General features: G+C 71.1%; 25 protein-coding genes and 1 pseudogene. 13 read left to right on the forward strand and 13 right to left on the reverse strand.

Annotation, left to right across the window (positions count from 1 at the left end):
* Nucleotides 1-81: 81 nt before the first annotated feature.
* Nucleotides 82-2,340, reverse strand: a complete 2,259-nt coding sequence (locus ACFWNV_RS06420) for a transglycosylase domain-containing protein (protein WP_383941401.1) — start codon at nucleotides 2,338-2,340, stop codon at nucleotides 82-84.
* 286 nt (nucleotides 2,341-2,626) lie between these two features.
* Here ACFWNV_RS06420 and ACFWNV_RS06425 point away from each other — a divergent pair, with 286 nt between their 5' ends.
* The 3 genes from ACFWNV_RS06425 (at nucleotide 2,627) to ACFWNV_RS06435 (ending at nucleotide 4,735) form a co-directional block, all read left to right on the forward strand.
* Nucleotides 2,627-3,541 carry an SPFH domain-containing protein gene (locus ACFWNV_RS06425; protein WP_383941403.1) on the forward strand — a complete coding sequence of 305 codons (915 nt, stop codon included), beginning with the start codon at nucleotides 2,627-2,629 and terminating at the stop codon, nucleotides 3,539-3,541.
* Nucleotides 3,538-3,831 carry a hypothetical protein gene (locus tag ACFWNV_RS06430; protein WP_383941406.1) on the forward strand — a complete coding sequence of 98 codons (294 nt, stop codon included), beginning with the start codon at nucleotides 3,538-3,540 and terminating at the stop codon, nucleotides 3,829-3,831. Before ACFWNV_RS06425 ends, ACFWNV_RS06430 begins: the two co-directional genes overlap by 4 nt.
* A 61-nt stretch (nucleotides 3,832-3,892) precedes the next feature.
* Nucleotides 3,893-4,735, forward strand: coding sequence for a peptidylprolyl isomerase (locus tag ACFWNV_RS06435; protein ID WP_383941409.1), 843 nt, complete (start codon nucleotides 3,893-3,895; stop codon nucleotides 4,733-4,735).
* A gap of 39 nt (nucleotides 4,736-4,774) precedes the next feature.
* On the opposite strand, the gene ACFWNV_RS06440 is transcribed toward ACFWNV_RS06435, so the two are convergent.
* Nucleotides 4,775-6,274 (reverse strand): DUF2079 domain-containing protein, encoded by a 1,500-nt coding sequence (locus tag ACFWNV_RS06440; protein ID WP_383941412.1) that lies wholly within the window; start codon nucleotides 6,272-6,274, stop codon nucleotides 4,775-4,777.
* 150 nt (nucleotides 6,275-6,424) lie between these two features.
* Between ACFWNV_RS06440 and ACFWNV_RS06445 the strand changes: the two genes are divergently transcribed.
* From ACFWNV_RS06445 to ACFWNV_RS06455, 3 genes are read left to right on the forward strand one after another with little or no spacing between them, the layout of a single operon-like run.
* Entirely contained in the window at nucleotides 6,425-6,949 is a 525-nt protein-coding gene (locus ACFWNV_RS06445; RefSeq protein ID WP_383941415.1) for a PadR family transcriptional regulator, read from the forward strand.
* Complete coding sequence (locus tag ACFWNV_RS06450) at nucleotides 6,946-7,632, forward strand: ABC transporter ATP-binding protein (protein ID WP_383941418.1); 687 nt, start codon at nucleotides 6,946-6,948, stop codon at nucleotides 7,630-7,632. The genes ACFWNV_RS06445 and ACFWNV_RS06450 overlap by 4 nt, the downstream gene beginning before the upstream one ends.
* Nucleotides 7,629-10,070: an ABC transporter permease gene (locus ACFWNV_RS06455; protein WP_383941421.1), complete on the forward strand. Its 2,442-nt coding sequence runs from the start codon at nucleotides 7,629-7,631 to the stop codon at nucleotides 10,068-10,070. Before ACFWNV_RS06450 ends, ACFWNV_RS06455 begins: the two co-directional genes overlap by 4 nt.
* A 36-nt stretch (nucleotides 10,071-10,106) precedes the next feature.
* Here the strand turns inward: ACFWNV_RS06455 and ACFWNV_RS06460 are convergent, their stop codons facing one another.
* Nucleotides 10,107-11,075, reverse strand: coding sequence for a hydrogen peroxide-inducible genes activator (locus ACFWNV_RS06460; protein ID WP_383941424.1), 969 nt, complete (start codon nucleotides 11,073-11,075; stop codon nucleotides 10,107-10,109).
* 134 nt (nucleotides 11,076-11,209) lie between these two features.
* On the opposite strand from ACFWNV_RS06460, the gene ACFWNV_RS06465 reads away from it, so the two are divergent.
* Nucleotides 11,210-11,764 carry a peroxiredoxin gene (locus tag ACFWNV_RS06465; protein ID WP_383941427.1) on the forward strand — a complete coding sequence of 185 codons (555 nt, stop codon included), beginning with the start codon at nucleotides 11,210-11,212 and terminating at the stop codon, nucleotides 11,762-11,764.
* Nucleotides 11,765-11,767: 3 nt separating this feature from the next.
* A complete protein-coding gene (locus tag ACFWNV_RS06470; RefSeq protein ID WP_383941430.1) occupies nucleotides 11,768-12,307 on the forward strand; it encodes an alkyl hydroperoxide reductase in 540 nt (179 codons plus the stop codon).
* 75 nt (nucleotides 12,308-12,382) lie between these two features.
* Here ACFWNV_RS06470 and ACFWNV_RS06475 read toward each other — a convergent pair whose 3' ends face one another.
* From ACFWNV_RS06475 to ACFWNV_RS06500, 6 genes are all read right to left on the reverse strand, one after another.
* Nucleotides 12,383-13,114 (reverse strand): hypothetical protein, encoded by a 732-nt coding sequence (locus tag ACFWNV_RS06475; RefSeq protein WP_383941432.1) that lies wholly within the window; start codon nucleotides 13,112-13,114, stop codon nucleotides 12,383-12,385.
* Nucleotides 13,115-13,163: 49 nt separating this feature from the next.
* On the reverse strand, nucleotides 13,164-13,916 hold the full coding sequence (locus tag ACFWNV_RS06480; RefSeq protein WP_383941435.1) for a hypothetical protein: 753 nt from the start codon (nucleotides 13,914-13,916) through the stop codon (nucleotides 13,164-13,166).
* Nucleotides 13,900-15,372: an AI-2E family transporter gene (locus tag ACFWNV_RS06485; RefSeq protein WP_383941438.1), complete on the reverse strand. Its 1,473-nt coding sequence runs from the start codon at nucleotides 15,370-15,372 to the stop codon at nucleotides 13,900-13,902. Before ACFWNV_RS06485 ends, ACFWNV_RS06480 begins: the two co-directional genes overlap by 17 nt.
* A 157-nt stretch (nucleotides 15,373-15,529) precedes the next feature.
* Nucleotides 15,530-16,261, reverse strand: a complete 732-nt coding sequence (locus ACFWNV_RS06490; protein ID WP_383941686.1) for a transglycosylase SLT domain-containing protein — start codon at nucleotides 16,259-16,261, stop codon at nucleotides 15,530-15,532.
* A gap of 418 nt (nucleotides 16,262-16,679) precedes the next feature.
* Nucleotides 16,680-17,996 carry a PhoH family protein gene (locus ACFWNV_RS06495; protein ID WP_266880864.1) on the reverse strand — a complete coding sequence of 439 codons (1,317 nt, stop codon included), beginning with the start codon at nucleotides 17,994-17,996 and terminating at the stop codon, nucleotides 16,680-16,682.
* Nucleotides 17,997-18,412: 416 nt separating this feature from the next.
* Nucleotides 18,413-19,186 (reverse strand): isoprenyl transferase, encoded by a 774-nt coding sequence (locus ACFWNV_RS06500; protein WP_327254716.1) that lies wholly within the window; start codon nucleotides 19,184-19,186, stop codon nucleotides 18,413-18,415.
* A gap of 138 nt (nucleotides 19,187-19,324) precedes the next feature.
* On the opposite strand from ACFWNV_RS06500, the gene mgrA reads away from it, so the two are divergent.
* The 4 genes from mgrA (at nucleotide 19,325) to ACFWNV_RS06520 (ending at nucleotide 23,403) form a co-directional block, all read left to right on the forward strand.
* Nucleotides 19,325-20,362 carry an L-glyceraldehyde 3-phosphate reductase gene (gene mgrA, locus ACFWNV_RS06505; protein ID WP_383941442.1) on the forward strand — a complete coding sequence of 346 codons (1,038 nt, stop codon included), beginning with the start codon at nucleotides 19,325-19,327 and terminating at the stop codon, nucleotides 20,360-20,362.
* Nucleotides 20,363-20,690: 328 nt separating this feature from the next.
* Nucleotides 20,691-21,107: a DUF192 domain-containing protein gene (locus tag ACFWNV_RS06510; RefSeq protein WP_383941445.1), complete on the forward strand. Its 417-nt coding sequence runs from the start codon at nucleotides 20,691-20,693 to the stop codon at nucleotides 21,105-21,107.
* Between the two features lie 61 nt (nucleotides 21,108-21,168).
* Nucleotides 21,169-21,786 carry an SMI1/KNR4 family protein gene (locus ACFWNV_RS06515; RefSeq protein WP_383941448.1) on the forward strand — a complete coding sequence of 206 codons (618 nt, stop codon included), beginning with the start codon at nucleotides 21,169-21,171 and terminating at the stop codon, nucleotides 21,784-21,786.
* 306 nt (nucleotides 21,787-22,092) lie between these two features.
* Nucleotides 22,093-23,403: an extracellular solute-binding protein gene (locus ACFWNV_RS06520; protein WP_383941451.1), complete on the forward strand. Its 1,311-nt coding sequence runs from the start codon at nucleotides 22,093-22,095 to the stop codon at nucleotides 23,401-23,403.
* Between the two features lie 256 nt (nucleotides 23,404-23,659).
* On the opposite strand, the gene ACFWNV_RS06525 is transcribed toward ACFWNV_RS06520, so the two are convergent.
* The 4 genes from ACFWNV_RS06525 to ACFWNV_RS06540 all read right to left on the reverse strand — a co-directional run bounded on the left by ACFWNV_RS06525 (nucleotide 23,660) and on the right by ACFWNV_RS06540 (nucleotide 25,645).
* Entirely contained in the window at nucleotides 23,660-23,974 is a 315-nt protein-coding gene (locus ACFWNV_RS06525) for a hypothetical protein (protein ID WP_383941454.1), read from the reverse strand.
* Nucleotides 23,975-23,977: 3 nt separating this feature from the next.
* On the reverse strand, nucleotides 23,978-24,286 hold the full coding sequence (locus tag ACFWNV_RS06530) for a hypothetical protein (RefSeq protein WP_383941457.1): 309 nt from the start codon (nucleotides 24,284-24,286) through the stop codon (nucleotides 23,978-23,980).
* A gap of 89 nt (nucleotides 24,287-24,375) precedes the next feature.
* Complete coding sequence (locus ACFWNV_RS06535) at nucleotides 24,376-24,705, reverse strand: nuclear transport factor 2 family protein (protein WP_383941690.1); 330 nt, start codon at nucleotides 24,703-24,705, stop codon at nucleotides 24,376-24,378.
* A gap of 133 nt (nucleotides 24,706-24,838) precedes the next feature.
* Nucleotides 24,839-25,645, reverse strand: a complete 807-nt coding sequence (locus ACFWNV_RS06540; protein WP_383941460.1) for a polysaccharide deacetylase family protein — start codon at nucleotides 25,643-25,645, stop codon at nucleotides 24,839-24,841.
* A gap of 277 nt (nucleotides 25,646-25,922) precedes the next feature.
* Here ACFWNV_RS06540 and ACFWNV_RS06545 point away from each other — a divergent pair.
* A pseudogene (locus tag ACFWNV_RS06545) lies at nucleotides 25,923-26,153 on the forward strand (L,D-transpeptidase); the annotation flags it as partial.
* Nucleotides 26,154-26,298 lie beyond the last annotated feature (145 nt).

A 26,298-nucleotide genomic window follows, 5' to 3' on the forward strand; every position in this document is an offset into this window, starting at 1 on the left:
GCCTCTGCCCCGCAGGCTTCGTGCCTGCGGGGCAGAGGTGTCTGCGGTCCTACGGGTCTGCGGGGCCCGGTGCTGCGGAGCCTACGGTTCGGGCACCGGGTTCGGCGGCGAGGGCTTGCCCGAGGCCGACTTCGTCGGCGTCGGGGTCGGCGTCGGCGTGGGAGTCGGCGTCGGGGTCGGCTTCGGCGTCGGGGTCGGCGTCCCGCTCGGCGTGCGGGTCGGCGACGGGGTGCTGCTCGGCGTCGGGGTGTTCGTGGACGGGCTCGGCGTGCTCGACGGGGAGGTGGTGGCGCTCGGCGACTGGACCTTGCCCATGTCGGCCTCGTCCAGGTCGAAGGAGCCGGTCCTGCCGCCCTTGAGCGCGTCGAGGGTGTACTGCTTCCAGATCGCGGCCGGGAAGCTGGAGCCGCCCGCGCGTCCGCCGCCGGCCGTACCGGTCAGGCTGGTCTGGTCGTGGGTGGTGGGGTCGTCACCGAACATCGCGACGACGGTGACCAGTTCCGGGGTGAAGCCGGTGAACCAGGCGGCCACGTTGCGCTCGGTGGTGCCGGTCTTGCCCGCGGCCTCGTAGGCCGAGCTCTTCACCGCCTTGCCGGAGCCGTCCTCGACGACGCCGGTGAGCACCTTGGTGACGGTGTCGGCGGTCCGGCGGCTGATGGCCGTGTCGCCGACGGCGCGGACCGGCTTGAACTCGCGGTCCGCGTGCTTCGCGGACTTGATGATGCTCGGCGTGACCTTCTTGCCGTGGTTGTCGAAGGTGGCGTAGACGCCGGCCATCTCCAGGGTGTCGGCGCTCATGGTGCCGAGCGACATGGCGGGCTTGTCCTCGGGCCAGCCGTCGCGGTCCTGCATGCCCAGCTGCAGGGCGGTCTTCTTCACGTTCTTCGGCCCGACGTCCACGATCATCTGGGCGTACACGGAGTTCACCGAGGAGTTGGTGGCGGACTGCACCGTCATCATCGGGTCGCCGTAGTCGTGGTCGTCCTGGTTCTGCGGGTTGAAGGGGATGTCGCTGCCGACCACGGGGCGCTTGCTCGTGCCGTCGTAGAGGGTGTTGGGCGTGATCGGCTTCCCGCCCTGCGTGCTGGCCTTGCCCTCCATGGCGGAGGCGAGCACGATCGGCTTGAAGGTCGAGCCCGGCTGGAAGTCCTTGCGCAGGGCGTTGCTGGCCCACTGCTCGCTCTGCCCGGTGCCGCCGTACATCGCGACGATCGCGCCGGTCTTCGGGTCCACGGAGGTGGCGCCCGCCTGCACGGCGGAGTCGACGGCGCGGCCCTTGCGGTCGAGCTTGGATTCCAGCTCGTCCTGGACGGCCTTCTCCAGCGCCGCCTGCTTCTTCGGGTCGATGGAGAGGGTGATCTCCCAGCCGCCGGCCTTGAGCTGGCCCTCGGACATGCCGGTCTGGCGCTTGAGCTCCTCGTCGGCGGCCTGGATCAGGTAGCCCTTCTGGCCTTCCATGCCGGTGGGCGCCTTGGGCTTGATCGGCTCCTGGAACTTCATTTCCTTGCGCTTGGCCGGGTCCAGCTTGCCCATCTCGACCATGTTGTCGAGGACGCCGTTGAAGCGGACCATGACCAGGCGCTTGCCGTTCGGGCCGGCGGTCGCCCAGTCGTACTGGCTGGGGGCCTGGAGGACGGCGGCGAGGTACGCGCCCTGCTCCAGGGTCAGCTTGTCGGCGTCGACCCCGTAGTAGGCCTGGGCCGCGGCCTGGATGCCGTAGGCGTTGCGGCCGTAGAAGTTGGTGTTCAGGTAACCCGCGAGGATCTCCGGCTTCTCCATCTCCTGGTCGACCTTGAGGGAGATGATCAGCTCCTTCAGCTTGCGGGTCGCCGTCTGGTCCTGCGTCAGGTAGAAGTTCTTGACGTACTGCTGGGTGATCGTCGAACCGCCCGCCTTGCCCTTGCCGGTGACGGTGTTGAACACGCCTCGGGCGATGCCCTTGAGGTCGACGCCCTTGTCGCTGTAGAAGGACTTGTTCTCGATCGCGATGAAGGCCGTCTGCACCTGCTCGGGGATCTTGTCGATCGACACGATCTGGCGGTTCGTGGTGCCGACGCGGGCCATGACGGTGCCGTCGGAGAGCTTGTAGACGTTGTTCTGCGTCAGGGCCTCGGCGTTGGGGTCCGGGGGCTCCACGTAGAAGTAGAGGCCGATCAGGGCCGCCATGCCGAGCAGCACGGCCCCGAAGAAGGTGCCGAGCACCTTCTTCCAGGTGAAGAAGCGGCGTATGCCGGTCGGCTTGCCGCCCGATGCCCCGCCCTTGCCCTTGACGCGCCCGCGCGGCGCGCGTCGCGCACCGCGCTGCTGCTGCTGCGCCTTTCGCGCTTCTGCTCGGCCCATCGCTCCCGCTCCGCTCGATAACCCCCCGACGTCAGCTCAGAAAGCTAACACCGCAGGCTGTGACAAAAACCGGCCAACGGGCTCTCATACCGGGCAATTCGGACGTGACAATGAGCACCCGTCCCGTAGGAACCGACGCAGCCTGAGCCCTGGAGGTTGCCGGGCCCCGCACCGCATTCCCACCGCCCGCCCCCGCCACGCCGCTTCCCCACTCCCGCCCGGCCCGAAAAAGTGATATCACTTTGCTAAGCGGCCCGACCGGCCGCCACGGAATGAAACGGGGCACATGATGACGAACACCACGGGCGGTACCGAGGCAGGCGTACGGGAGTTCCCCGCGCGGAGCGTGGGCGGCGGGCTCGCGCTGCTGCTCGGCCTGGCGGGAGTCGCGGCCGGGGCGGGCCTGATCGCGCTCGGCGCGGTGTCGGGTTCCGACGGGGCCAAGGCGGGTCTGATCGCGGCGGGCGTCCTGCTGACCATCGCCGCCGTGATCGCCATGTGCGGCCTGAACACGGTCGCGCCGGGCGAGGCCCGCGTGGTCCAGCTGTTCGGCCGCTACCGCGGCACCGTCCGCACCGACGGGCTGCGCTGGGTCAACCCGCTGACCTCCCGCCGGCCCCTGTCCACCCGGGTCCGCAACCACGAGACGCCCGTCATGAAGGTCAACGACGCCTACGGCAACCCGATCGAGCTGGCGGCCGTGGTGGTGTGGCGGGTCGAGGACACCGCGCGGGCCGTCTTCGAGGTCGACGACTTCACCGAGTTCGTCGAGACCCAGACCGAGGCGGCCGTCCGGCACATCGCGATCGAGTACCCCTACGACGCCCACGAGGACGGCGGCCTGTCGCTGCGCGGCAACGCCGAGGAGATCACCGAGAAGCTCGCCGTCGAACTGTCCGCCCGCGTCGAGGCGGCCGGCGTCCACATCATCGAGTCCCGCTTCACCCACCTCGCGTACGCCCCGGAGATCGCCTCCGCGATGCTCCAGCGCCAGCAGGCCGGTGCGATCGTCGCGGCACGCAAGCAGATCGTCGAGGGCGCGGTCGGTATGGTCGAGCTCGCCCTGAACCGCCTCGCGGAGCAGGACATCGTGGACCTCGACCCGGAACGGAAGGCGGCGATGGTGTCCAACCTGATGGTGGTCCTGTGCGGCGACCGCGCGGCCCAGCCGGTGGTCAACACGGGCACCCTCTACCAGTGAGCCCCGACGGAGGCACGGACTCCCCCGCCGACGGGGCCGGGAGCGCCGACCGGTCCGACGGGCCGGCGGCGGCCCCCAAGGCGGCGCGGCAGGCCCGCAAGCAGGTGCTGCTGCGGCTCGACCCGCAGGTGCACGACGCGCTCGCGCGGTGGGCGGGGGAGGAACTGCGCAGCGCCAACGCGCAGATCGAGTTCCTGCTCCGCCGCGCCCTGTCCGAAGCCGGCCGCCTCCCCGGCGGGGCGGGCCCCATCCCGCCCCGGGGCCGCCCCCGCGCCTCTCCGGATTCCTGAGGCCGCGTCGGTACGCTCTGCGCGTCACCCCGGGGGGTCTCCCACCGAATGCGAGGCTCGGATGAACTGGACCGACGGGAAGCCCGGACCGGCCCCCGAGGGAGCGGCCGGACCGGCCGCGGCGGAACCGGCACCGGAGTCGGCGCCGGGCGCCGAGGCCGACGCCAAGGCAGGAGCCGCCCCGACGGCAGCCGCCCCGGGCGGTGTGGTGCGCCGCCCGGCCGTACGGAAGGCGGCCACCGCCCTCGCGGCGGCCGCGGCCTGTTCCGGGCTGATCTGGTCGGCGCTGTCCCTCACGGAAACCCCGCACGACTCCAAGCCGGCCGCCGCCCCGGCCCCGGCCGGGTGCACGTACACCCCGACCACCGCCGGCCCGGGCGCGGTACCCGTGCACGACCCCGCGCGGGCCCGCCCGTACACGGCCGAGCTGGTCACCGACCAGGGCAAGGTCACCATCGAGGCGTTCACCGGGGCCGCCCCCTGCGCCACCACCTCGTTCGCCTTCCTCGCGGGGAAGAAGTACTTCGACGGCAGCGCGTGCCACCGGGTCACCACGAGCGGGATCTTCGTACTGGAATGCGGCGACCCCGCCGGCGGCTCGGGCAGGACCGACCCCGGCTACCACTTCCCCGACGAGAACCTGAGCGGCGCCGCCTACCCGGCGGGCACCGTCGCCCTGTCCAAGGCGCAGCCCGGCCGCAACGGCAGCCGGTTCTTCATCAGTTACGCCGATCCGAAGCTCCTCATGCAGCCCGACTGGACCCCTTTCGGGAGGGTGGTCGGCGGGCTGGACGTCCTGCGGAAGATCGCCGCGAACGGCACGGCGGACGGGTCGGCCGACGGGCGGCCCAGGCAGCCCGTGGTGTTCCGGTCGGTGACGGTCCACCAGACGGCCCGGAACTGACGGCCCCGGCCGAGGCGAACCGCCCGTACGCCCGCGCCGTCAGGACCGGCGGCTCAGCAGGACCAGGCCGTCCTGCTGGGCCGCGATCCGGTACCCCTGGCTCCGTGCCCGGTCGAGGGCCATGGATTCCTGGATCGCCGACTGCGGCCACCGCAGCTGCGGCGCGACCGTGGTGTCGACGACGATCCACTCGGGATCGGGCCGGCTGTCCCCCCAGCCGAAGAGGCTGACGCTGGTGCGGTCGGCGAGGTGGGGCAGCAGGTACGTCGACGCCTGGACCGTGGCCCCGTCCGGGATCCGGTCCATCACGCGGTGCGCCGCCACGACATGGGGCTCGTCCTTCCAGGTGGCGGGCTGGACCAGCTGCCACAGCGGGAAGTGCGGCAGCAGCAGCAAGGTGACCGCCGCGGAGCCCGCCAGGTAGCGGTACAGGCTGCGCCCGCGCGTACCCCGTAGCCGCAGGGCGTCGGCGAACGCCACGAAGACCACCGGCATGAGCAGCAGCGAGTAGTGGTAGCCGGTGCCCCAGTGGTCCGGGTAGCTCGACGCGAGGCGCCACATCACGGAGGGCAGGGCCACCAGCACGAGCGGGGAGCGCAGGGCCAGGAACAGCGTGGGGGCCAGGGCGAGGACGAGGGTGGTGACTTTCTCCTGCGGGGTGATGAGACCGAGCGTGAACCGGTGGAGCAGCTCCGCCGCACCCCCGCCCGATCCCGTCCCCGCCCCGCCGGCCGCGCCGGATCCGGGGTTGTGGGAGAGGAAGTAGCCGTCGAACCCGCCCGGGTGGAAGGAGCTCAGCACCAGCAGGGCGAGCGCGCTCCCGAGCACGCCGGCCGCGGCCGTGAGGAGCCCCGTCCTGCGGCCGCCCGGCCCGCCCCGCCAGGCGATGAGCAGGCCGATCGCGGCCACGGTGAGACCGAGGTCCTCCTTCACGAGCAGGAGCGGCAGCGCCCAGTACGCGGCGGCGCGCAGCCGTCCGTCGGCGAGGGCCGTCAGGGAGAGCGTGAGGAGCGGCAGGGCGAAGGCCCATTCGTGGAAGTCGGAGGAGACCCCGCTCGCGATGCCCCACGCGAGCCCGTAACAGGTGCCGATGGCCACCGCGGCCGCGGAGCCCACCGTGCGGCGGACCCAGAAGGCCAGCGGCAGCACGCTCCCGGCGACCAGCGCGGCCTGCGCCACGAGCAGCACCTTCACCGACGGCCACAGCCAGTACAGGGGTGCCAGCAGGGCCAGGACGGGCGAGAAGTGGTCTCCGAGGACCGGGAAGTCCGGCCCCTTGACCTCGGAGACGGGCAGGTGCCCGGAGGCGTAGGAACGCACGACCTGTACGAAGATCCCCAGATCGAAGCTGCGGGAGTGCAGGCGCTCGTGGATCCGCAGGGACAGGGTCATGTAGGCGAAGAACAGGACCCCCGCCATGGCCCGGATCCACCAGTCGGATGCGGGGCGGCCGTGCGCGGGCGGCTTCGGCGCCGTCCGCACCTCGGTGCCCGTCTGCTGCGGTGGGAGTGCGGCGACGTGGCCGGTGGGTGCTCGCATGAACCTTCAAGATGCCAGCAACGGCACGGGCCGGGCCCCGGGCCGTCTCCCGCGTGGTCAGGTTCCTCCGAATGGCAGATGTTCCGGGCCCCTGCCACCGCCCCCCGCCTCTATACATCGAGCGTATACACCGCGTGTATAGTCCTCCGCATGTCCATCAGTCATGCACTCCTCGGCCTCCTGGAGGCCGGCCCCCGGCACGGTTACGACCTCAAGCGGACCTTCGACGAGAGATTCGGCCACGACAAGCCCCTCGCCTACGGGCAGGTCTACTCGACCATGTCCCGGCTGCTGAAGAACGGTCTGGTCGAGGTCGACGGGGTGGAGAGCGGGGGCGGCCCCGAGCGCAAGCGCTACGCGATCACCGACGCCGGGATCACCGACGTCGAGGGCTGGCTCGCCCAGCCCGAGAAGCCCGAGCCGTACCTCCAGTCGACCCTCTTCACGAAGGTCGTCCTGGCCCTGCTGACCGGCCGCAGCGCCCAGGAGCTGCTGGACACCCAGCGCGCCGAGCACCTGCGCCTGATGCGCATCCTCACCCAGCGCAAGCGCAAGGGTGACCTCGCCGACCAGCTGGTCTGCGACCACGCCCTGTTCCACCTCGAAGCGGACCTGCGGTGGCTCGAACTCACCGCCGCCCGCCTCGACCAGCTCGCCCAGGAGATACGCCGATGACCCCCGCCGGCACACTGCTCAGCGCCACGGACCTCCGCAAGGCCTACGGCAGCACCCACGCCCTCGACGGAGCCGAGTTCTCCATCCACGCCGGCGAGGTCGTCGCGATCATGGGCCCGTCCGGGTCCGGCAAGTCGACCCTGCTGCACTGCCTCGCCGGGATCGTCACCCCCGACTCCGGCACCATCACCTACGCCGGACGCGAGCTCTCCGCCATGAACGACGCCGAGCGCAGCGCCCTGCGCCGCAGCGAGTTCGGCTTCGTCTTCCAGTTCGGCCAGCTCGTCCCCGAGCTCACCTGCGTCGAGAACGTCGCCCTGCCGCTGCGCCTGACCGGCGTGAAGCGCAAGCAGGCCGAGCGGACCGCCCTGGAGTGGATGGAGCGGCTCCAGGTCGACGACCTCGGGGGCAAACGCCCCGGCGAGGTCTCCGGCGGCCAGGGCCAGCGCGTCGCCGTCGCCCGCTCCCTCGTCACCAACCCCCGGCTGATCTTCGCCGACGAACCCACCGGCGCCCTCGACTCGCTCAACGGGGAGCTCGTGATGCAGCTGCTCACCGACGCCGCCCGGTCCACGAACGCCGCCGTCGTCCTCGTCACGCACGAGACCCGCGTGGCCGCGTACTCCGACCGCGAGATCGTCGTGCGGGACGGCAAGTCCCGCGACATGGAGCGCGCGGTATGAGCCTCGGAACCACCGGCAAGCACAGCAGGCAGGACGGGCGCGGCCATCAGACCGGGCGCGGCGGCCACGACGGCCCCGGCACCCCGGGCGCGGAGCCGGCGTTCCGCGTCTGGCTCCGCGATCTCGCACTCGGCGCCCGCTTCGCCTTCGGCGGCGGCCGCGAGGGCTGGACCCGTACGCTCCTCACCGGTGTGGGCGTCGGCCTCGGCGTGGCCCTGCTGCTCGTCACCAGCGCGATCCCCGGCGCCATGGCCGCCCGCGACGCGCGCAGCGACGCCCGGCAGACCTTCACCTCGCCCACCGCCGAGCAGCCCGGCCGCGACACGCTGCTGATCGCCGAAGTGGACCAGTCCTACCGCTCCTACGGGGTCGACGGACGGCTCGTACAGCCCGAGGGGCCGGACGCCCCGCTGCCGCCCGGAGTGAAGAAGTTCCCCGGCGCCGGCGAACTGATCGTCTCCCCCGCCCTCGACCGGCTGATGAAGACCGGTGAGGGCAGGCTGCTGCGCGACCGCCTCGACGGGAAGATCGTCGCGACCATCGGCGACGCGGGCCTGGTGGGCCCCGGCGACCTCTACTTCTACGCGGGCAGCGACCGGCTCACGGAACTCCGCAAGTCCTCGCCCGAGTACGTCAAGCGGGTCACGGCCTTCGAGAACACCATGGAGAAGCAGGCCCTGGACCCCGTCCTCACGCTCCTGGTGGTACTGACGTTCGTCGCCCTGCTGATGCCGGTCGCCGTGTTCATCGGCGCCGCCGTCCGCTTCGGCGGCGACCGCCGCGACCGCCGGCTCGCCGCACTGCGCCTGGTCGGCGCCGACGGCCGGATGGTCCGCCGGATCGCGGCGGGCGAGGCGGCCGCCGGATCGCTGATCGGCCTGGCCCTGGGCACCGGGTTCTTCCTGGCCGCCCGGCAACTCGCCCCGGCCATGGACCTCTACCAGCGCAGCGTCTTCCCCGCCGACCTCAACCCGGCGCCCTGGCTGGCCGCGCTCATCGCGGTCGCCGTGCCCGCCGCGGCCGTCGCCGTGACCCTGTTCGCCCTGCGCGGCGTGGTCATCGAGCCGCTCGGCGTGGTCCGTACGACGACCCCGCGCAAGCGCCGGATCTGGTGGCGGCTGCTGCTCCCGCTGGCCGGACTCGGCCTGCTGGCCCCGATGATCGGCCGCGGCAACGACAGCGGGAAGTTCAACCAGTGGCAGGTCTCCGGCGGCGTGGTCCTGCTCCTCGTCGGGATCACCGTCCTGCTCCCCTGGGTGCTGGAACGGGTGGTCGGCCTGATCGGCGGCGCGGGACCGGTCTCCTGGCAGCTCGCCGCCCGTCGGCTCCAGCTCACCAGCGGCAGCGCCGCCCGGCTGGTCAACGGCATCGCGGTGGCGGTCGCCGGAGCGATCGCCCTGCAGATGCTCTTCGCCGGCACCTCGGACTCGTACACCGCGGACACCGGCCAGGACCCCGCCCGCGCCTCGATCTCCGTCATGTTGCGCAGCCCCGGCGGGGGCGAGCCCCTGGCCCGGGCGCTGGACGGGACCAAGGGCGTCACCCAGGCCGTGGCCCTCGGCTCCACCTTCGCCGCGCGCAGCGCGAACATGGAGTACGAGGACGCCTCGACCATGGTGACGATGGGCACCTGCGCGGCCCTCGCGGAGGTGGCACAGCTGCCTTCCTGCAAGGACGGCGACGTCTTCGTCGTCGCCGGCGCCGACGCGAACCGCACCATGGGCGGCGACTCCGCCCGGCCCGGCGACGCACTGTTCACGGGCAACATCTACGGCGGTGAGGGAAGCGCCCCGACCCGCTGGACCGTGCCCGCCGACGCCCCGACCGTCACGGCCCGCAAGGACCCCGCCGGCGGTACGGTCACCGGCCTGCTCGCCACCCCGGCCGCTGCCCCGAAGGGCCTGGGCAGGTTCCAGTCCGCCCAGGTGTTCGTGAAGCTGGACCCGAAGGTGCCCGACGCGGTGGAGCTGGCCCGGAACGCCGTCTTCAAGGCCGATCCGCTGTCCGTCCCGATGACCCTGCGGGCCACCGAGGTCAACGACCGGTACTCCTCCATCCGCACCGGCCTGTTCGTGGGCTCCGCCCTCGTGCTGATGCTGATCGGCGCGAGTCTGCTGGTCTCCCAGCTGGAGCAGCTGCGCGAGCGCAAGAAGCTGCTGTCGGCGCTGGTCGCCTTCGGTACGAAGCGCTCCACGCTCAGCCTGTCCGTGCTCTGGCAGACCGCCCTGCCGATCGGGCTGGGCCTGGCCCTGGCCACGGTGGTCGGAGTCGCCCTCGGCGTGGTGCTGATGCAGATGTCGTCCGTACCCCTGCGGATCGACTGGACCTCGATCCTGTCGATGGTCGGCATCGGCGGCGGCGTCGCCGTCCTGGTGACCCTGCTCAGCCTGCCGCCGCTGCTGCGCCTGATGCGCCCGGACGGGCTGCGCACGGAGTAACCCGGCCCGCGCACGCAAGCCCCGTACGCCCGCTCCTCAGTCCGTCAGCCAGACGGGGAGCGGGCGTACGGCTTCGCGCAGTGCGTCGGCGACGGCGCGGAACTCCTCCGCGCGGGCCGTGCCCGTCCGCATGGCCAGTGCGATCCTCCGCGAGGGCGCCGGTTCGGCGAAGTACCCGGTGGCCAGGTGCTCGTTGCGGGCGGTCTCCAGACGCAGCGCGGTGCGCGGCAGCAGCGTGACGCCGAGCCCCCCGGCGACCAGCTGGACGAGCGTGGACAGCCCGGCGGCGGTCGTGGTGACGTCCGCCCCGGCGGTGCGTCCCGCGTCGTGGCAGATGTCGAGGGCCTGGTCGCGCAGGCAGTGCCCCTCGTCGAGGAGGAGCAGCCGCAGCCCGCGCAGTTCCTCGCGCGGGATGTCCTTGCGTCCGGCGAGCGGATGGTCGCGCGGTGCGAGCAGGACGAAGTCCTCGTCGAAGAGCGGCAGTTCGGTGACCCCGGGCACCCCGAGGGGTACGGCGAGCAGCAGCAGGTCGAGCCGCCCGCCTGCCAGCCCTTCCAGCAGCGAGGCCGTCTGCTCCTCGTGCACCTGGAGTTCGAGGCGGGGGTAGCGCCGGTGGAAGAGCCCGAGCACGGTCGGCAGCAGGTACGGGGCCACGGTGGGGATCACCCCGAACCGCAGCGCCCCGGTGAAGGGGGCCCGTACCGCCTCGGCCTCTTCCAGCAGTCCGCCCATCGCGTCGAGCACGGCCCGCGCGCGGCCCGCGATCCGCTCCCCGGCGGGCGTGAGGAGCACCTTGCGCGTGGTCCGCTCCAGCAGCCGCACCCCGAGCGCCTCCTCCAGCGCGGACACGGCGCCGGAGAGCGCGGGCTGGCTCATCCCGATCGCGGCGGCCGCGTCCCGGAAGTGCAGCTGCTCGGCGACGACGGCGAAGGCCCGCAGCTGGGCGAGCGTCGCCTGCTTCGGTCCTCTGTGTCCCGGGCGTCCCGGGCCATGACCCACAGCCATTGATAGGTACCTCCGATCACTGGGCACCAGGCTAGCTATTTCTGCAATCAATGCCGCTGTGTCAGCATGTGAGATACGTCCAACCCCCCGGAAAGCCCCCAAAAGGGTCACTTTCCTTTGCGCAAGGAGAGCACGTGCTCACTGTCGGCGACCAGTTCCCCACCTACGACCTGACCGCCTGCGTCTCGCTGGAGGCCGGAGCCGAGTTCGCGCAGATCGACCACAAGACCTACGAGGGCAAGTGGAAGATCATGTTCTCCTGGCCGCTCGACTTCACCTTCGTGTGCCCGACCGAGATCGCCGCCTTCGGCAAGCTGAACGAGGAGTTCGCCGACCGTGACGCCCAGATCCTCGGCTTCTCGCTCGACTCCGAGTACGTCCACCACGCCTGGCGCAAGGACCACGCCGACCTGCGCGACCTGCCCTTCCCGATGATGTCCGACATCAAGCGCGAGCTCTGCGCCGACCTCGGCATCCTCGGTTCGGACGGTCTCCCGATGCGCGCCGTCTTCATCGTGGACCCGAACAACGAGATCCAGTTCTCCATGGTGACCGCCGGTTCCGTCGGCCGTAACCCCAAGGAGGTCCTGCGGGTCCTCGACGCCCTGCAGACCGACGAGCTGTGCCCCTGCAACTGGAACAAGGGCGAGAGCACCATCGACGCGGGCGCCCTGCTGGCCGGTGAGTGACGGATGTCCCTCGACTCCCTCAAGTCCGCGGTACCGGACTTCGCCAAGGACCTGAAGCTGAACCTCGGCTCGGTCATCGGCAACCAGGACACCCTGACGCAGCAGCAGCTGTGGGGCACCGTCCTGTCCTGCGCCATCGCCGCCCGTTCCCCGCGCGTCCTGCGCGAGCTGGAGCCGGAGGCCAGGGCGGCCCTGTCGCCTGAGGCGTACACCGCCGCCAAGTCGGCCGCCGCGGTCATGGCGATGAACAACGTCTTCTACCGCACCCGCCACCTGCTCTCCGACCCGGAGTACGGCACCCTGCGCGCGGGCCTGCGGATGAACGTCATCGGCAACCCCGGCGTGGAGAAGGTCGACTTCGAGCTGTGGTCTCTCGCCGTCTCCGCGGTCAACGGCTGCGGCCAGTGCCTGGACTCGCACGAGCAGGTCCTGCGCAAGGCCGGCATGGACCGCGAGACGATCCAGGAAGCCTTCAAGATCGCCGCGGTGATCCAGGGCGTCGCCGTCACCCTCGACGCCGAGGCCGCGCTCGCGGGCGAGTAACCCTCCCCCGCACGCACCGTACGCAGCACTGGGCCCCCGCGACTCCGGTCGCGGGGGCTCCGTGCGTATCCGTTCCTAGCGCTTGAGCTTCGCCATCAGGGCCCGCATGTCCTCGATCATCGCCGCGTGCATCGCGTTCTCGTCGATGGTGGCCGGCGGGATGTTCCCGTCGACGGCCGCGGCCTCGCGCACCTGGAACCACTGCATGGTGAGGGTGAAGACCGCCCCTCCGTCCAGCACCATGAGCCGCGTTCCGTCGTGCGCGTACTGCCGGTCGAGCACCGCCCGGTCGCCGAGGCCCTGCACTTCCTGGCGCTCGTCGAGGTCCAGCCGGTTCTCCGGGGCCGTCCCGGGGCCGGTGGCGAAGTCCGGCGCCGGGTCACCCTTCTTGTGCAGCTCGACCAGCAGCTCGGCCCCGTACATCATGGTCCCGTCCTGGTACGGCGTGGAGATCGTGCAGTACGCCCAGTCCTGCGCGAGGTGCACCCCCTCGCCGCTCCGGCCTCCTTCGAACCCCCGGCCGGCGGTCTGGGCGACCGTCTTGAGCTCGAACTCCTTGCACAGGTCCGGGGAATGCCGGTAGCCGAGGCGCGGAACGTCCGGGACGCGGTCCTGGACGGCCAGCGTGCCCGCCCACACCGCCGAGGCCGCCAGCACCCCGCCCAGCGCCCACAGCCACGGCGGACGGCCGCGCCGTACGCGCCCGGGCCCGGGCGCGCCGGGAAGGGCCTCCGCGGCGCCCTCCGCTGTCCCCTCCGGTCCGCTCGCCGTGTGCCAGTCCCCGTCGATCTCGGGCTCGCCGATCATCCCCGTGTCCCCCGTCCCCCGCGCCCCCACGCCCCGGCGGCTGCCGCACCTACCGGTGCAGTGCCTTCATCAGGCCGTGCATGTCGTCGATCATCGCAGCCTGGACCGCGTCGGAATCGGGCTTCGGCGGTTCTTCCGGGGCCGGCTCGTCGGGGCTCGGCTCGCCATCGCCGCCCGACCACACGGACACGTCCATGGTGAAGACGGTGCCCCCGTCGAGCACGGCCAGCCGCCAGCCGCTCTCGTACTCCGTCTCGGAGATCAGGGCCCGCTCCCCGAGCCCCGGTACCGAGCGGAGATCCGGTCTGCCCAGGCCGACCCAGCCGACCGCACCGGGATCCGCGCCGAACTCCGCCGCGGGGTCGGTGCGTTTGTGCAGCTCCATCGAGACCTGGACCTCGTACGCGAGCCAGCGCTCGGGTCCTTCCGCCGATTCGGGCGGCGTCGTGCGCAGCATGCACATCGCGCGGTCGACGCCCGGATGCTCCCACTGCCTCGGGGTGGAGTCCCACGCGATGCGCTCCGCCAGCCGGGCCAGTCCCGGCAGCTTCGCCGAGTCGCACAGGCTCTGGGGCAGCGCGTACCGCAGGGGCGGGCTGGGGTCCTGCGGGGTCGCGGCCCACCAGGCGCCGGCCCACGGCACGGAGGCGAGGAGGGCCCCGCCGAGCGCCCAGCGCCAGGGCCGGCGGCCGTACGGGGACCTGCCGTAGCCCTGCGGCCCCTGCGGCCCCTCCGGGCTCTCCAGGGCCTCCGGGACCGGCAGGCCGGACGAGCCGCCGTCGAACTCAGGCTCCGTTATCACCCGTACGTGTCTCCTCCGCCTCGGATGCCGTCCGGCCCAGGGCCGTCGCCCCGTGCGGCCCGGGGCCGACCGGGGAGTGCCCGTGGTGGAGCTGTTCGCGCGAGTAGGCCCGCAGGTAGCCGACCACGGTGTTGGTGACGGCGACCAGCGGTACGGCGACCACCGCTCCGCCGATGCCGGCGACCAGGCCGCCGGCCGCCACCGAGAGCACCACCGCGAGCGGGTGGACCCGTACCGCCCGGCCCAGGATGAAGGGCTGGAGCACGTGGCCCTCGATCTGCTGCACGGCCAGCACCACGAGCAGCACCATCAGCGCGGTGAACGGCCCCTGGGTCACCAGGGCCACGACCACGGCCAGGGCACCGCTTATCACCGCACCGACCAGCGGGATGAAGGCGAACAGGAAGATGAAGACGGCGAGCGGCACGGCCATCGTCACGTCGAGGAAGTAGAGGCCGAGGCCGATGAACACGGCGTCGATGAGGGCCACGAGGACCGTGCCGCGCACGTACGCGGTCAGGGTCCGCCAGGCGCGCGGACCGGCGCCGGCGACGCCGGGGCGGGCGGCGGCCGGGAGCAGGCTCGTGGACCAGGTCCAGATGCGCTTGCCGTCGTAGAGCAGGAAGAGCGTGGAGAACATCGCGAGCAGCATGCCCGTCAGGACTTCGACGAGGACCGTGACGCCTTGCAGGCCGGCGGAGGTGATCTGCTCGGTGTTGGTGCCGATGGTCTCGCTGAGGTTCTTGGCGATCTCGTTGATCTGCTTCTCGGTCACGTGGAACGGACTGTCCAGCGCGGCGAGTTTGAGGTCGTTGATGCCTTCGCGCAGCCGGTCGGAGAGCTGGTCGAGGTTGTCCATGACCTGCCAGACCACGAACCAGCCGACCAGTCCGATGACCACGAACCCGAGGATCGCGGTGAGGGCCGTGGCCAGGCCCCGGGGCATCCCGAGCCGGCGCAGCCGCACCACGAAGGGCTGGAGCAGGGCGGTGACCAGGAGCGCGGCGGCGAAGGCGAGGACGACCAGGCGGACTTCGCTGATCACCCGCATCAGGACCCAGAGCATCCCGGCGAGCAGCAGCAGCCGCCAGCTCGCCTCGGCGGCGACGCGCACGCCCCACGGGATGACGGACACCGGGTCGGGGCGCAGCGGGTTGCCGTAGCCGGCGTGCTCGGCGCCCGGGGCCGCGGAGGGCTGCGCGGGGGCGGCGGCGGGGGCCGGGGAGTCGGAGGACTCGGAGGCCGGGGAAGCGGCGGTGGCCGCGGTGGCCGCCGAGGGCACGGCCGCGCTTGCATCCGTGCCGGTGCGCGGTCCCGTACGGGCCCCCGCGCCGGGGTGACGCAGCGGCAGATCGCCGGAGGTCTCGGCCTCTACCTCGGCCCGCCGCTCCGCGAGCCGGGCCTCCACGTCGCTCAGCCTCTTGCCGAGCCGGCCGAGCCAGCCTGTCTTCGCCATGTCGTTCCCTTCCCCCCGCCGTGGACCGCGCGCCGGGGCACGCCTCGAAAGACCGTACACGCGAGGAGCCCCGCACCGTAGGACGGTGCGGGGCTCCTCGGGGTTGAGGCGCGCGGGCGCGCTCTCGTACCGGCGTCTTCTGCGCCCGGGCCGGGGCCTAGTACCAGCCGTTGGCGATGTGGAAGTTCCAGGCACTGCACGGGCTGCCGTAGCGGCTGTTCATGTAGTTCAGACCCCACTCGATCTGGGTGGCGGGGTTGGTGCGCCAGTCGGCGCCCGCCGAGGCCATCTTCGAACCGGGCAGGGCCTGGACGAGGCCGTAGGCGCCCGAGGACTTGTTCACGGCCTGGTAGTTCCAGGTGGATTCCTGGTTGATGATCTTGGAGAAGCACTGGAACTGCCCCGCCGGGACCATCTGCTGGGCGATCGCCTTGACCTGGGCGACCGTGTAGGAGGCCTGGGGGGTGAACGAGGATCCGTCGCGGGAGGCGGAACGGCTGGCAGCCTGTTCCTGCTCCTCGCGCTCCTTCTTCGCCTTGTCGTCCGCGGCCTTCTGCTCTTCGGCCTTCTGCGCCTCGGCCTTCTTCGACTTGGCGTCCTGGGCGGCCTGGATGCGGGCCGCTTCCTCCGCCGAGCGCTTGGCGTCGGTGTCGGCCGCGTGGGCGATGGAGTCGGCCTGCTGCGTCAGGGACGCGTTCTGGACCTGCGCCTGGTCGCCGACCGGGATTTCCGCGAGGAGAGTCGTCCCCGACGCGGTCGTCTCGAGGTCGTTCGAGGCGGGGTCGCCAGTGGCAACACCCACGACGGCGCCGACGGTGGTGACAGCGGTGGCCGAAGCCACGGCGAATCCCCGAACCGAGATCCGGCTCACACGGTTTCCTTCCAGCAGCATCCGCAGTGACCACGCGGTCGCAATAGTGCCCCTGGCACTGGCCTCCGTGGTGGTTCGGTCACTGGAGACGCGGGCCCGTGGGCAACTCCCTTGCGGGAGTGCCGCGTGATGCTCCGGGCGGCATACGGCGATCGATTGTGGAGTTAGCGGTACTGCGCGCATCTCACGGGAGATACAGGTGTGCCGTATGCGGGGCCTGACGGAAAACAGACTCTGCCGGACCTCGACGCCGCAGGGCAATTCTCCGTTGCGTGGGAAAGGTCACACCTGGCATGTCGCCCTCGCTTACGGCAAACCCCTGTGCACGGGTGCGCCGCCCGGCTAGGCTCTCTGGCCTTTGCCGGGCGGCGCCAACTCACCTTCCCGCTATGCGCGTTTTAGCTGTTTTGCGGCCCGTACGGACCGTCGGCCCGCCCTACAGGTTCTCCAGCATCTCGGTGACCAGCGCGGCGATCGGGGAGCGCTCGGACCGGGTCAGCGTGATGTGCGCGAAGAGCGGATGCCCCTTCAGCTTCTCGACCACGGCGACGACTCCGTCGTACCGGCCGACCCGCAGGTTGTCCCGCTGGGCCACGTCGTGGGTGAGGACCACCCGCGAATTGGCCCCGATGCGGGACAGAACGGTCAGCAGGACGTTGCGCTCCAGCGACTGCGCCTCGTCCACGATCACGAACGCGTCGTGCAGCGAGCGGCCGCGGATGTGCGTGAGCGGCAGGACCTCCAGCATCCCGCGGTTGAGCACCTCCTCGATGACCGCGCGCCCGGCGACCGCCGAGAGCGTGTCGAACACCGCCTGGGCCCAGGGGCTCATCTTCTCGTTGGCGTCCCCGGGGAGGTAGCCGAGGTCCTGGCCGCCGACCGCGTACAGCGGCCGGAAGACCATCACCTTCTGGTGCTGCCTCCGCTCCAGTACGGCCTCCAGCCCCGCGCACAGCGCCAGCGCCGACTTTCCGGTGCCGGCCCGGCCGCCCATCGAGATGATCCCGATCTCGGGGTCGAGCAGGAGGTCGAGCGCGATCCGCTGCTCGGCGCTGCGGCCGTGCAGCCCGAAGGCCTCGCGGTCGCCCCGCACGAGCTTCACGTTGCCGTCGGCCGTGACCCGGCCGAGTGCCTTGCCGCGCTCCGACTGGAGGACCAGACCGGTGTGCACGGGAAGTTCCGCGGCCTCCGGTACGTAGAGCCGCTCCTCGGAGAAGAGGAGGTCCACCTGTTCCCCGGAGAGCGCCAGCTCCGTCATGCCGGTCCAGCCGGCATCGGTGATGGCGAGCTCCGCGCGGTACTCCTCTGCCATCAGCCCCACGGAGGAGGCCTTGATGCGCAGGGGGAGATCCTTCGAGACGACCGTGACGTCGTAGCCCTCGGCCTGGAGGTTGCGTGCGACCGCGAGGATCCGCGAATCGTTGTCCCCCAGCCGGAAGCCCGCGGGCAGGACGCTCTGGTCGGAGTGGTTGAGCTCGACGCGCAGGGTGCCGCCCAGATCGCCCAGCGGGATGGGTGCGTCGAGGCGACCGTGGAGCACCCGGAACTCGTCGAGCAGCCGCAGGGCCTGACGGGCGAAGTAGCCGAGTTCGGGATGGTGCCTCTTTGCCTCCAGCTCGGTGATCACCACGATCGGGAGCACGACCTCGTGCTCGTCGAATCGGGAGATCGCGTTGGGGTCTGCCAGCAGGACGCTGGTGTCGAGGACGTAGGTCCGCCTGTCGGGCAGGCGGCTCTTTGTGCTGGTCACCACGGAAGGACGTACCCCCTCGGAAGAGGTCGGGCCATGAAGACCGGACCGGTCATCGGCACCCCTGCGCGGGCCGACTTCCGGCCCTTCACTCCGTCCGTGCGAACCGCACGTGCGTCCTGGTGCAAAGGGCCTCCCGGGCGGACGACCCCATGCCGTCCGCTGAGACTCGACACCCGTGGATCGGGCGTCGACCTGCATGGGGTATTCCCATATTGGGTCCAGCCATGCCATGGCATATGACGGACGCTCGGTGAATCCCTGGTGAAGGCCTCGCGCGGAGGGTCCCGGGAGGCGCCACGGACGTACGGGAACACGGGGACGGCGCGCCACGGAGGGGTCCGGGCGCGCCGCGAGGTGCCGAGGGGGTATCAGACAACCGCAGGTCAGGTGCCCCGAGGGGAGCCTGCCGGGCGGAGTCAGCTGCCGTAGCGCCGGTGGCGGGCGGCGTAGTCGCGCAGGGCGCGCAGGAAGTCGACCTTGCGGAAGGCCGGCCAGAAAACCTCGCAGAAGTAGTACTCGGAGTGCGCGCTCTGCCACAGCATGAATCCGGACAGCCGCTGCTCCCCGCTGGTGCGGATCACCAGGTCCGGGTCGGGCTGGCCGCGCGTGTAGAGGTGCTCCGCGATGTGCTCGATGTCGAGGATCTCGGCGAGCTCCTCGAAGGAGGTGCCCTTCGAGGCGTGCTCCAGCAGGAGCGAGCGGACCGCGTCGGCGATCTCCTGGCGGCCGCCGTAGCCGACCGCGACGTTGACGAGTATCCCGTCGACGTCGCGCGTGGCCTCCATGGCCTCCTTCAGGACGCTCTGGGTCCCGGCGGGCAGGATGTCCAGGTTGCCGACGTGGTGGACGCGCCAGCGGCCGTCGGCGGCGAGGCCCCGGACGGTGTTCTCGATGATGTTGAGCAGCGGACGGAGCTCGACCTCGGGCCGGTCCAGGTTGTCCGTGGAGAGCATCCACAGGGTGACGACCTCGACGTCCGTCTCGGTGCACCAGCCCAGCATCTCGGAGATCTTGTCGGCGCCGGCCTGGTGGCCCTGGACCGTCGTGCCTCCGGAGGCCTTGGCCCAGCGGCGGTTGCCGTCCAGGATCACACCGATGTGCTTGGGCGTCTCGTCATGGTCGATGCGGCCTTCCACCCGGCGTGCGTAGAGCCTGTACACAGGACGGCGTACCAGGTCGCGCAGCTTCACGATCTTCCAGCCCCTCCGAGCGATACCCCCATGCGGAATGCGGTGGTCCCCCCCAAGTCCACAGACCGCCACATTACTGCGCGACGGGATCCGGCATCCAACTCGGTCCTGTCACAAGTCCGTGATAGGGAGGACAACGTGACTGAAAACAATCCCTATCGGGCAGAGCCCTCGCGCTACGACTCCATGGAGTACCGGCGCACCGGCCGCAGCGGCCTCAAGCTCCCCGCCATCTCCCTCGGCCTCTGGCACAACTTCGGCGACGACGCGTCCCTCGGGTCCCAGCGGGCGATCCTGCGCCGGGCCTTCGACCTCGGCGTCACCCACTTCGACCTGGCGAACAACTACGGCCCGCCCCCCGGCTCGGCCGAGCTGAACTTCGGAAAGATCTTCGCGCAGGACTTCGCGTCCCACCGCGAGGAGCTGGTCCTCTCCACCAAGGCCGGCTACCTCATGCACGAGGGGCCGTACGGGGAGTGGGGCAGCCGCAAGTACCTGCTCGGCTCGCTGGACGCCTCCCTGAAGCGGATGGGCGTCGACTACGTCGACATCTTCTACTCGCACCGCTTCGACCCGGAGACCCCGCTGGAGGAGACCATGGGCGCGCTGGCGTCCGCGGTCCAGCAGGGCAAGGCGCTCTACGTGGGCGTGTCCTCGTACACCGCGGAGCAGACGGCCGAGGCGGCCCGGCTGCTGAAGGAGATGGGGATCCGTCCCCTCATCCACCAGCCCTCGTACTCCATGATCAACCGCTGGACGGAGGAGGACGGCCTGCTCGACACCCTGGAGGAGGCCGGCATGGGCTGCATCTCCTTCGTGCCGCTCGCGCAGGGGCTGCTGACCGGGAAGTACCTCAAGGGCATCCCGGAGGGCTCACGGGCCACCCAGGGCAAGTCCCTCAACCCGGACCTGCTGTCGGAAGAGGTCGTGCGCCGGCTGAACGGGCTGAACGAGATCGCCGCGCGCCGCGGGCAGACGCTGGCTCAGCTCGCGCTGAACTGGGTGCTGCGGGACGAGCGGATGACCTCGGCGCTGATCGGCGCGTCCAGCGTCAAGCAGCTGGAGGAGAACGTGGCTTCCCTGTCCGCTGCGGCGCTCTCGGAGCAGGAGCTGAAGGAGATCGACTCCTTCGCGGTGTCCACCCCCGGCGCCAACATCTGGGCCCAGCGGGGCTGACCTGCTGCTTTGCCCGGCGCCCCCGCGACACTGCGCGGAGACGAAAAACGGGCCGGTCCGTGGGGGGGATACGGACCGGCCCGAGGGGGGGGTTCCACCATAACCCTTCGTAAAGCGTGCTGCGCGCATCACCGCGACACGATTACTCTCCGGAGCCATCCTGGAGCACTCCGCAGAGCCGCAAGGGCCCCCACAGCCCTTGTGGGGCCCGGCGGGAGCCCGTACGGACCAACGTGCGGCCGTCCCTCCCCAGGGGGACCCCCTCGGGTGCGCCGGCTTGACGCCGAAGCCCGGACCCGGGGGCGGGCCCGACCCTAGGGTGGGGCGCATGGGGAACAGGGAACGCTGGCACGACGGTCCGGCCATGCTCTACGTCGACCGGGCGGGGGCACCCGGGGAGGCGGGCGGACCCGGGGAGCCCGGGGAGGCTCCGCTGGAGGTGCCCGTGGAGGTGGCCGCGTCCTACCGGGCCCGCACCCGGGGGCTGCTCGGGCGGGACGGGATCGAGGGGGCGATGCTCCTGACCCCGGCGTCGAGCGTGCACACCTTCCGGATGGGCTTCGCCATCGACGTGGCCCACCTCGACCGCCGGCTCACCGTCATCGCGCTGACCACCATGGCCCCCGGCCGCCTCGGCCTCCCCCGGCTGCGCGCCCGCCACGTCCTGGAGGCCGAGGCCGGAGCCATGGCCGCCTGGGGCCTGCGCATCGGCTCCCCGCTCCGGATCCGTCTCACCACCAGCTAGGCGCCACCCTGGACCGGCGGTAGGTTGGGGCGGTTGAGCTGGGGTGTGGCAGGGGAGCGGCATGACCGAGAACGCGCGCATCAAAGCGCTGGAGCAGATCATGCCGGCGACCCACGGGGCCGACGAGGACATCGACTGGCAGGCGGCCGAGGCCGTCTGGGGCAACCGCTTCCCCGCCGATTTCATCGCCTTCATGGGCCGCTTCGGCGCGGGCTCGATCAACGGCGAGGCCAGCGTGCTGCTGCCGCTGCCCAAGCCCGGACTCCAGTGGGACCCGGCCCAGATGGCGGAGGAGACGGCCAACGCCCGCCAGGTCTGGGAGGCGGAGGGCGGCCGGGCCGCCTTCGACGTGGACCCGGAGTCGATCCTCGCCTGGGGCGTCACCGGCGGCTCCGACATCCTGTGCTGGCTGACGACCGACCCCGACCCCGACCGCTGGCCCGTTCTGGTGGTCGGCCGGCACACCGCCGACTCCTTCGCCGTGTACCCGTACGGCATGGCCGAGTTCCTCTACCTGCTGTGCAACGACGAGTTCGACGTGAGCCCGGTCAGCATCACCTTCTGGGACGGCGGCCACCTCAGCTTCGTGCACTGGCGCAAGGCCCAGCGCCGCTGGCAGGAGGGCCGCAACCCCGAAACGGGCGAGCCCGATCCGTACGCGGGCGACTTCGCGGACTGAGACCGGCCGCCCGCCCGCTCCTCCCGTCCCCTCCCCCGCCGGACCGTTCCGGCCGGTTCCGACCCGTTCCCTGACCGGAAACGGGCGTTTCGGCATGTCTACGCGCGTCCGAATTGTTGATCACATATCGGAAAACACCATTCTGAAATGCCGCACTTGGAGCATTGACCACAAGTGCCGCCCCAATGGAACCAACCGCCCTCCCTCAGGAGAGAATTCCGGCCAACGGGCCACTGAGGGACACCGCAGCCCGGAGTAACTCATAAGTAATAACGCGACTCAAAAGAAAATCAGGGGAATCCACCCGTGCGACGAAGAATCTTCAGCGCGGCCGCCACCACGGTCGTGCTCGGTCTGCTGATACCGCTGGCCGGCTGCGGCAGCTCCGGCGGAAGCGCTGATGACGGCGGTACCCTCCGCCTCGTCGCCGCCGAATACGGGGACAACCCGGCCACCAGCTCCAAGGCTTTCTGGGACAAGGTGACGACCGATTTCACCGCCTCGAACCCGGGCATCAAGGTCCAGGTCCAGCTCCTGCCGTGGGCCGACATCGACCGCGAAGTCTCCCGCATGGTCAAGGACGGCAACGCCCCGGACATGGCCCTCATGGGCGGCTACTCGGACTTCGCGGCGCAGGACAAGCTCTATTCCGCGCCCGAGCTCCTCTCGGTCACGGCCGAGGCGAACTTCCTCCAGCCGCTCGCCGACGCCGGTTCGGTGCACAACACCCTCTACGGCCTGCCCTTCGTGGCGAGCAGCCGCCTCCTCTTCTACAACGAGAAGCTGCTGACCGACGCCGGGGTCATCCCGAAGGACTCCAAGAACGGCTGGCAGCCCAAGACCTGGACGGACCTGAAGGCCGCCGCCACGGCGCTCAAGGCCAAGGGGGTGAAGACCCCCCTGGCCCTGCCCCTGGGCCCGGAGGAGGCGCACGCCGAGGCGATGATCTGGGAGCTCAGCAACGGCGGCGGCTACGCCGACAGCAGCGGCAACTACAGCCTGGCCTCCGACCAGAACATCACGACCTTCAAGTGGATCAAGCAGAACCTGGTCGAACCCGGGCTGGTCGGCCCCGTTCCCCCGTCCCAGCTCAACCGCGCCGACGCCTTCGCCGGCTTCACGCGCGGCGAGGTCGGCATGCTCAACGGCTACCCCCAGCTCGCCCACGAGGCGCGCTCCAAGGGGATCACGGTCGGCGCCGTGGCGATGCCCCCCTCCGAGATGCTGGGCTCCGGAGAGGTCCCGCCGAACGTGGGCGTGGCCGACTGGATGATGGCCTTCAAGCAGAACGGCCACCGCGACGAGATCGGCAAGTTCCTCGACTTCGTCTACCGGGACAAGAACCTGGCGGACTTCGCCGGCCGCTACCACCTGCTGCCGTCCACCGTCTCGGCGTCCCGCACGCTGGCCGGCTCCTCGGGCATGGACAAGAACGACCAGCAGTTCCTGAACGCCCTGCGCGGTGCGCAGCTCTACCCGGTCAACGACCCGTCCTGGGTGGTCATCAGCGACACCATCAAGCGCAACATCGGCCGCGCCGTGGACCCCTCGGGCGACCCGAAGGCCGTCCTGGAGGAGATCGCCGCCAAGGCGAACGAGGCCAAGAAGGCGCGCTGACCCAGCGCCCGTCCGACACAGAGAAATGCCCGAACGCCCCTGTCGAAGGGGACCTTCGCCCCCTGCCGCACCCCACCCCGGGCGGCATCATGGCTGGTACGGCTTTGATCCAAGGCCGAGGCCCAGTCGCCCGCGAGCGCCCACAAGGCGCGCGGGGCGGCCGGCCCACCTCCTCCGGCGTACGCGACCTGCTGCGCGACCGGTACGCGACCCGGTACGCGACCTGCTGCGCGACCCGGCACGCGACCCGGCTCGGTCAGCTCGCGCCCTGGTTCTTCGGCGTGAAGGCCGTGCGCCACTGCTCGCAGCTGGAGTCCCACGGCAGGGATCCGGTGAGCGTTCCGTAGCCGGTCCGGGTGACCGACCACTGCACCGTGTACTTCCCGGTGTCACACGCGATGCGCTTCCCGCCCGGGATCTTCGTACGGCCCGTCGCGGGCCGGTTCTTGAGCTCCTGGTGCACCTGCGCCACCTCCGTGCGCCGGGCATCGCGCAGGACGGCGTGCAGGACGAGCACCTGCTTGCCGTCCTTCGTCGTCAGCACCTTCTTGACCCCCTGCGAATCCGCCACCGATCACGCGAACTCGTACGCCGGTTCCCAGGCCAGGGTCGTGGGGTCGCCGATCTTGCGCTCGTACTCCTCTGCGCCCTTGGGGCCGGGGCGGGTGATGGTCTTGTACTGGACCGAGGGGAAGAAGCGGAACTGCGCCTCCACCTTGTGCATGTCGTCCTTGGTCCACATCGACTTCATCGTCTTCTCCCCTCCGCTCGGGTCCTGGAGGTACGCGCCGCCGTCCGCGGCGGTGGCCGGGCCCGAGAGGGCCGGGGCGAGGGCCGCCGCGGCGGCGGCGAGGACGAGGGCGGCGGTGCGGGTGCGGTTCATGCCCGGCCCAACGGGACCCTCCGGCGGGCCGGAACGACGCCGGGCGCCCTTTCACCCGTACGGGATCCGGCCGGGCCGCGGTGGACGCGTTAGGCCTGGCCGGTCTCGAAGCGGCTGATGCGGCCGCCGCCGGGGGCGATGACGAACCGCCAGGCGGTGCGCATCTCCCCCCAGGTGTCGTTGCGGTAGCCGACGACCAGGGTGCGGCCGCCGTCCGCTTCGGACTGGACGTCCATGTGGCCGCCGGAGTCGAAGATCTCCCGGTCGATCCACTCGTGGAGGTCGCGCTCCGTTCCGTCGTCGGACATGGTCGCGTCGGCGGTCAGGAGCGCGAGGAAGGCGTCCTTGTCGTGCGCGTTGACCGCGCTGACGAGGGCGCCGACGACGGGGTCGGACAGCTTCCCGGGGGCGATGGCCACGGAGACCTCCTGGTCGGGCGTACGGGGCGTACGGACGCGTTCCTGCGCCCGTACGGGCTTGCGTGCGCGACCAGCGAACACCCCGGGCGGCGGCGGGGCGTCGACCCTCACCCGTTCGCCGCCGGACGGCGTGTCAGGCGCTGGGGCCGGTGACCACGGGGAACCCGGTGGGCCGACCCTGTTCCTTCAGCCAGGCGAGGACCTGGTCGAGGGCCGCGACGCTCTGGGTGCGGTCGCCGCCGCCGTCGTGGAAGAGGATGGTGGGGCCGTTGCCGATCTCGGTCTTGACCGTGCCCACGATCGCGGCCACGCCCGGCTTGCTGAAGTCCTTGGTGTCGATGTTCCAGCCGAGCGGGCGCATGCCGTTGGCGGCGGCCAGGGCCCTGCTCTCGGGGGTGAACGCACCGCCGGGGGCCCGGTAGTACTCCACCTTGGCCCCGCCGCCCGCGGCGTCCTCGATCTGCTTCTTCGCGTCGAGGATCTGCTGCTGCTGGTAGGCGACGGGCTTCTTGTCCATCCCGGTGTTGTGGTCCATGGTGTGGTCGCAGAGCCGGTGACCGCCGGCGACGACCTTCTTGACCAGGTCGGGGTGGTCCTTGGCCTGCGGTCCGATCATGCAGAAGACCGCCTTGACCTCGTACTTCTTCAGCACCTCCAGCACCTTCGGGGTCCACTGGGGGTCGGGGCCGTCGTCGATGGTGATGTTGACCGTGTCGCCGCCGCTCTCCGACGCGTGGGCTATGCCGTCGGGGACCTGCCCGCCCGGCTTCCCGGGTGCCTGCGGCTCGGCGTCGTCGGTCTGCCGGGAGACGTTCTGGTGGTTGGTGTGGTGGCCCGGGTCGACGAGCGCCGTCACCCCCCACGCGGTCGCGGCCACCGCCGCCACCGCTCCGGCAACGGCGATCCGTGCCTTCGCACCCCGCATCCGCGTGCGCGTCATGAACTCCATGTGCTGTCTCAACTCCCCGTATCCACGTCCGCCGTGTGACCCCGCACTGGTCAGGACGTCGGCCGGGGATACGGGGTTCCAGCCGAATGGCCCATAAATTATGGGTTATAGGAGTTTGGTACTCCATGGTCCCGAGTCCCGTCCCGGTTGAAACCGAGGACGCCCGGACCGGCCTCATACCGGACATCCCGGCCCCAAGACCCGGGTTCCAGACGGAGGTTCACCCACCCATGCGCAAGGCAGCCATCACTTCCTCCTTCACCAGTGGGTCGACAAGTCGATGCGACTGACGGTCTCGGGCACGTTCGCGCACCAGGCGGAATGGGCGGAGAGCTACATCGGCTCGGCGAACCGCAGTCACGGCTGCATCGGCATGAAGACCGCGGACGCCGCGTGGTTCTACGACCAGGCCCGCGTCGGCGACGTCTTCGGCGAGTGGAACCTCTCGTGGGAGGCATGGCAGAAGCTCTCGGCCTTTTTCAGCCCCTCCGGCGTTTGAGGAGCGGGGTCCGGGGCGGAGCCCCGGTTTCGGGAAGGGGCGGGGTGGGGGAAGCCCCGCGCAGCGGCCCCACCGGCCGGCCACGGCCGCCATCCGCCCCGCGCAGCGGCCCCGCACACGCCGATGGGCCCGGGTCGGAGGATCC

Source organism: Streptomyces sp. NPDC058401 (assembly GCF_042722885.1).
In the GTDB taxonomy this organism is placed as follows: Bacteria; Actinomycetota; Actinomycetes; order Streptomycetales; family Streptomycetaceae; genus Streptomyces.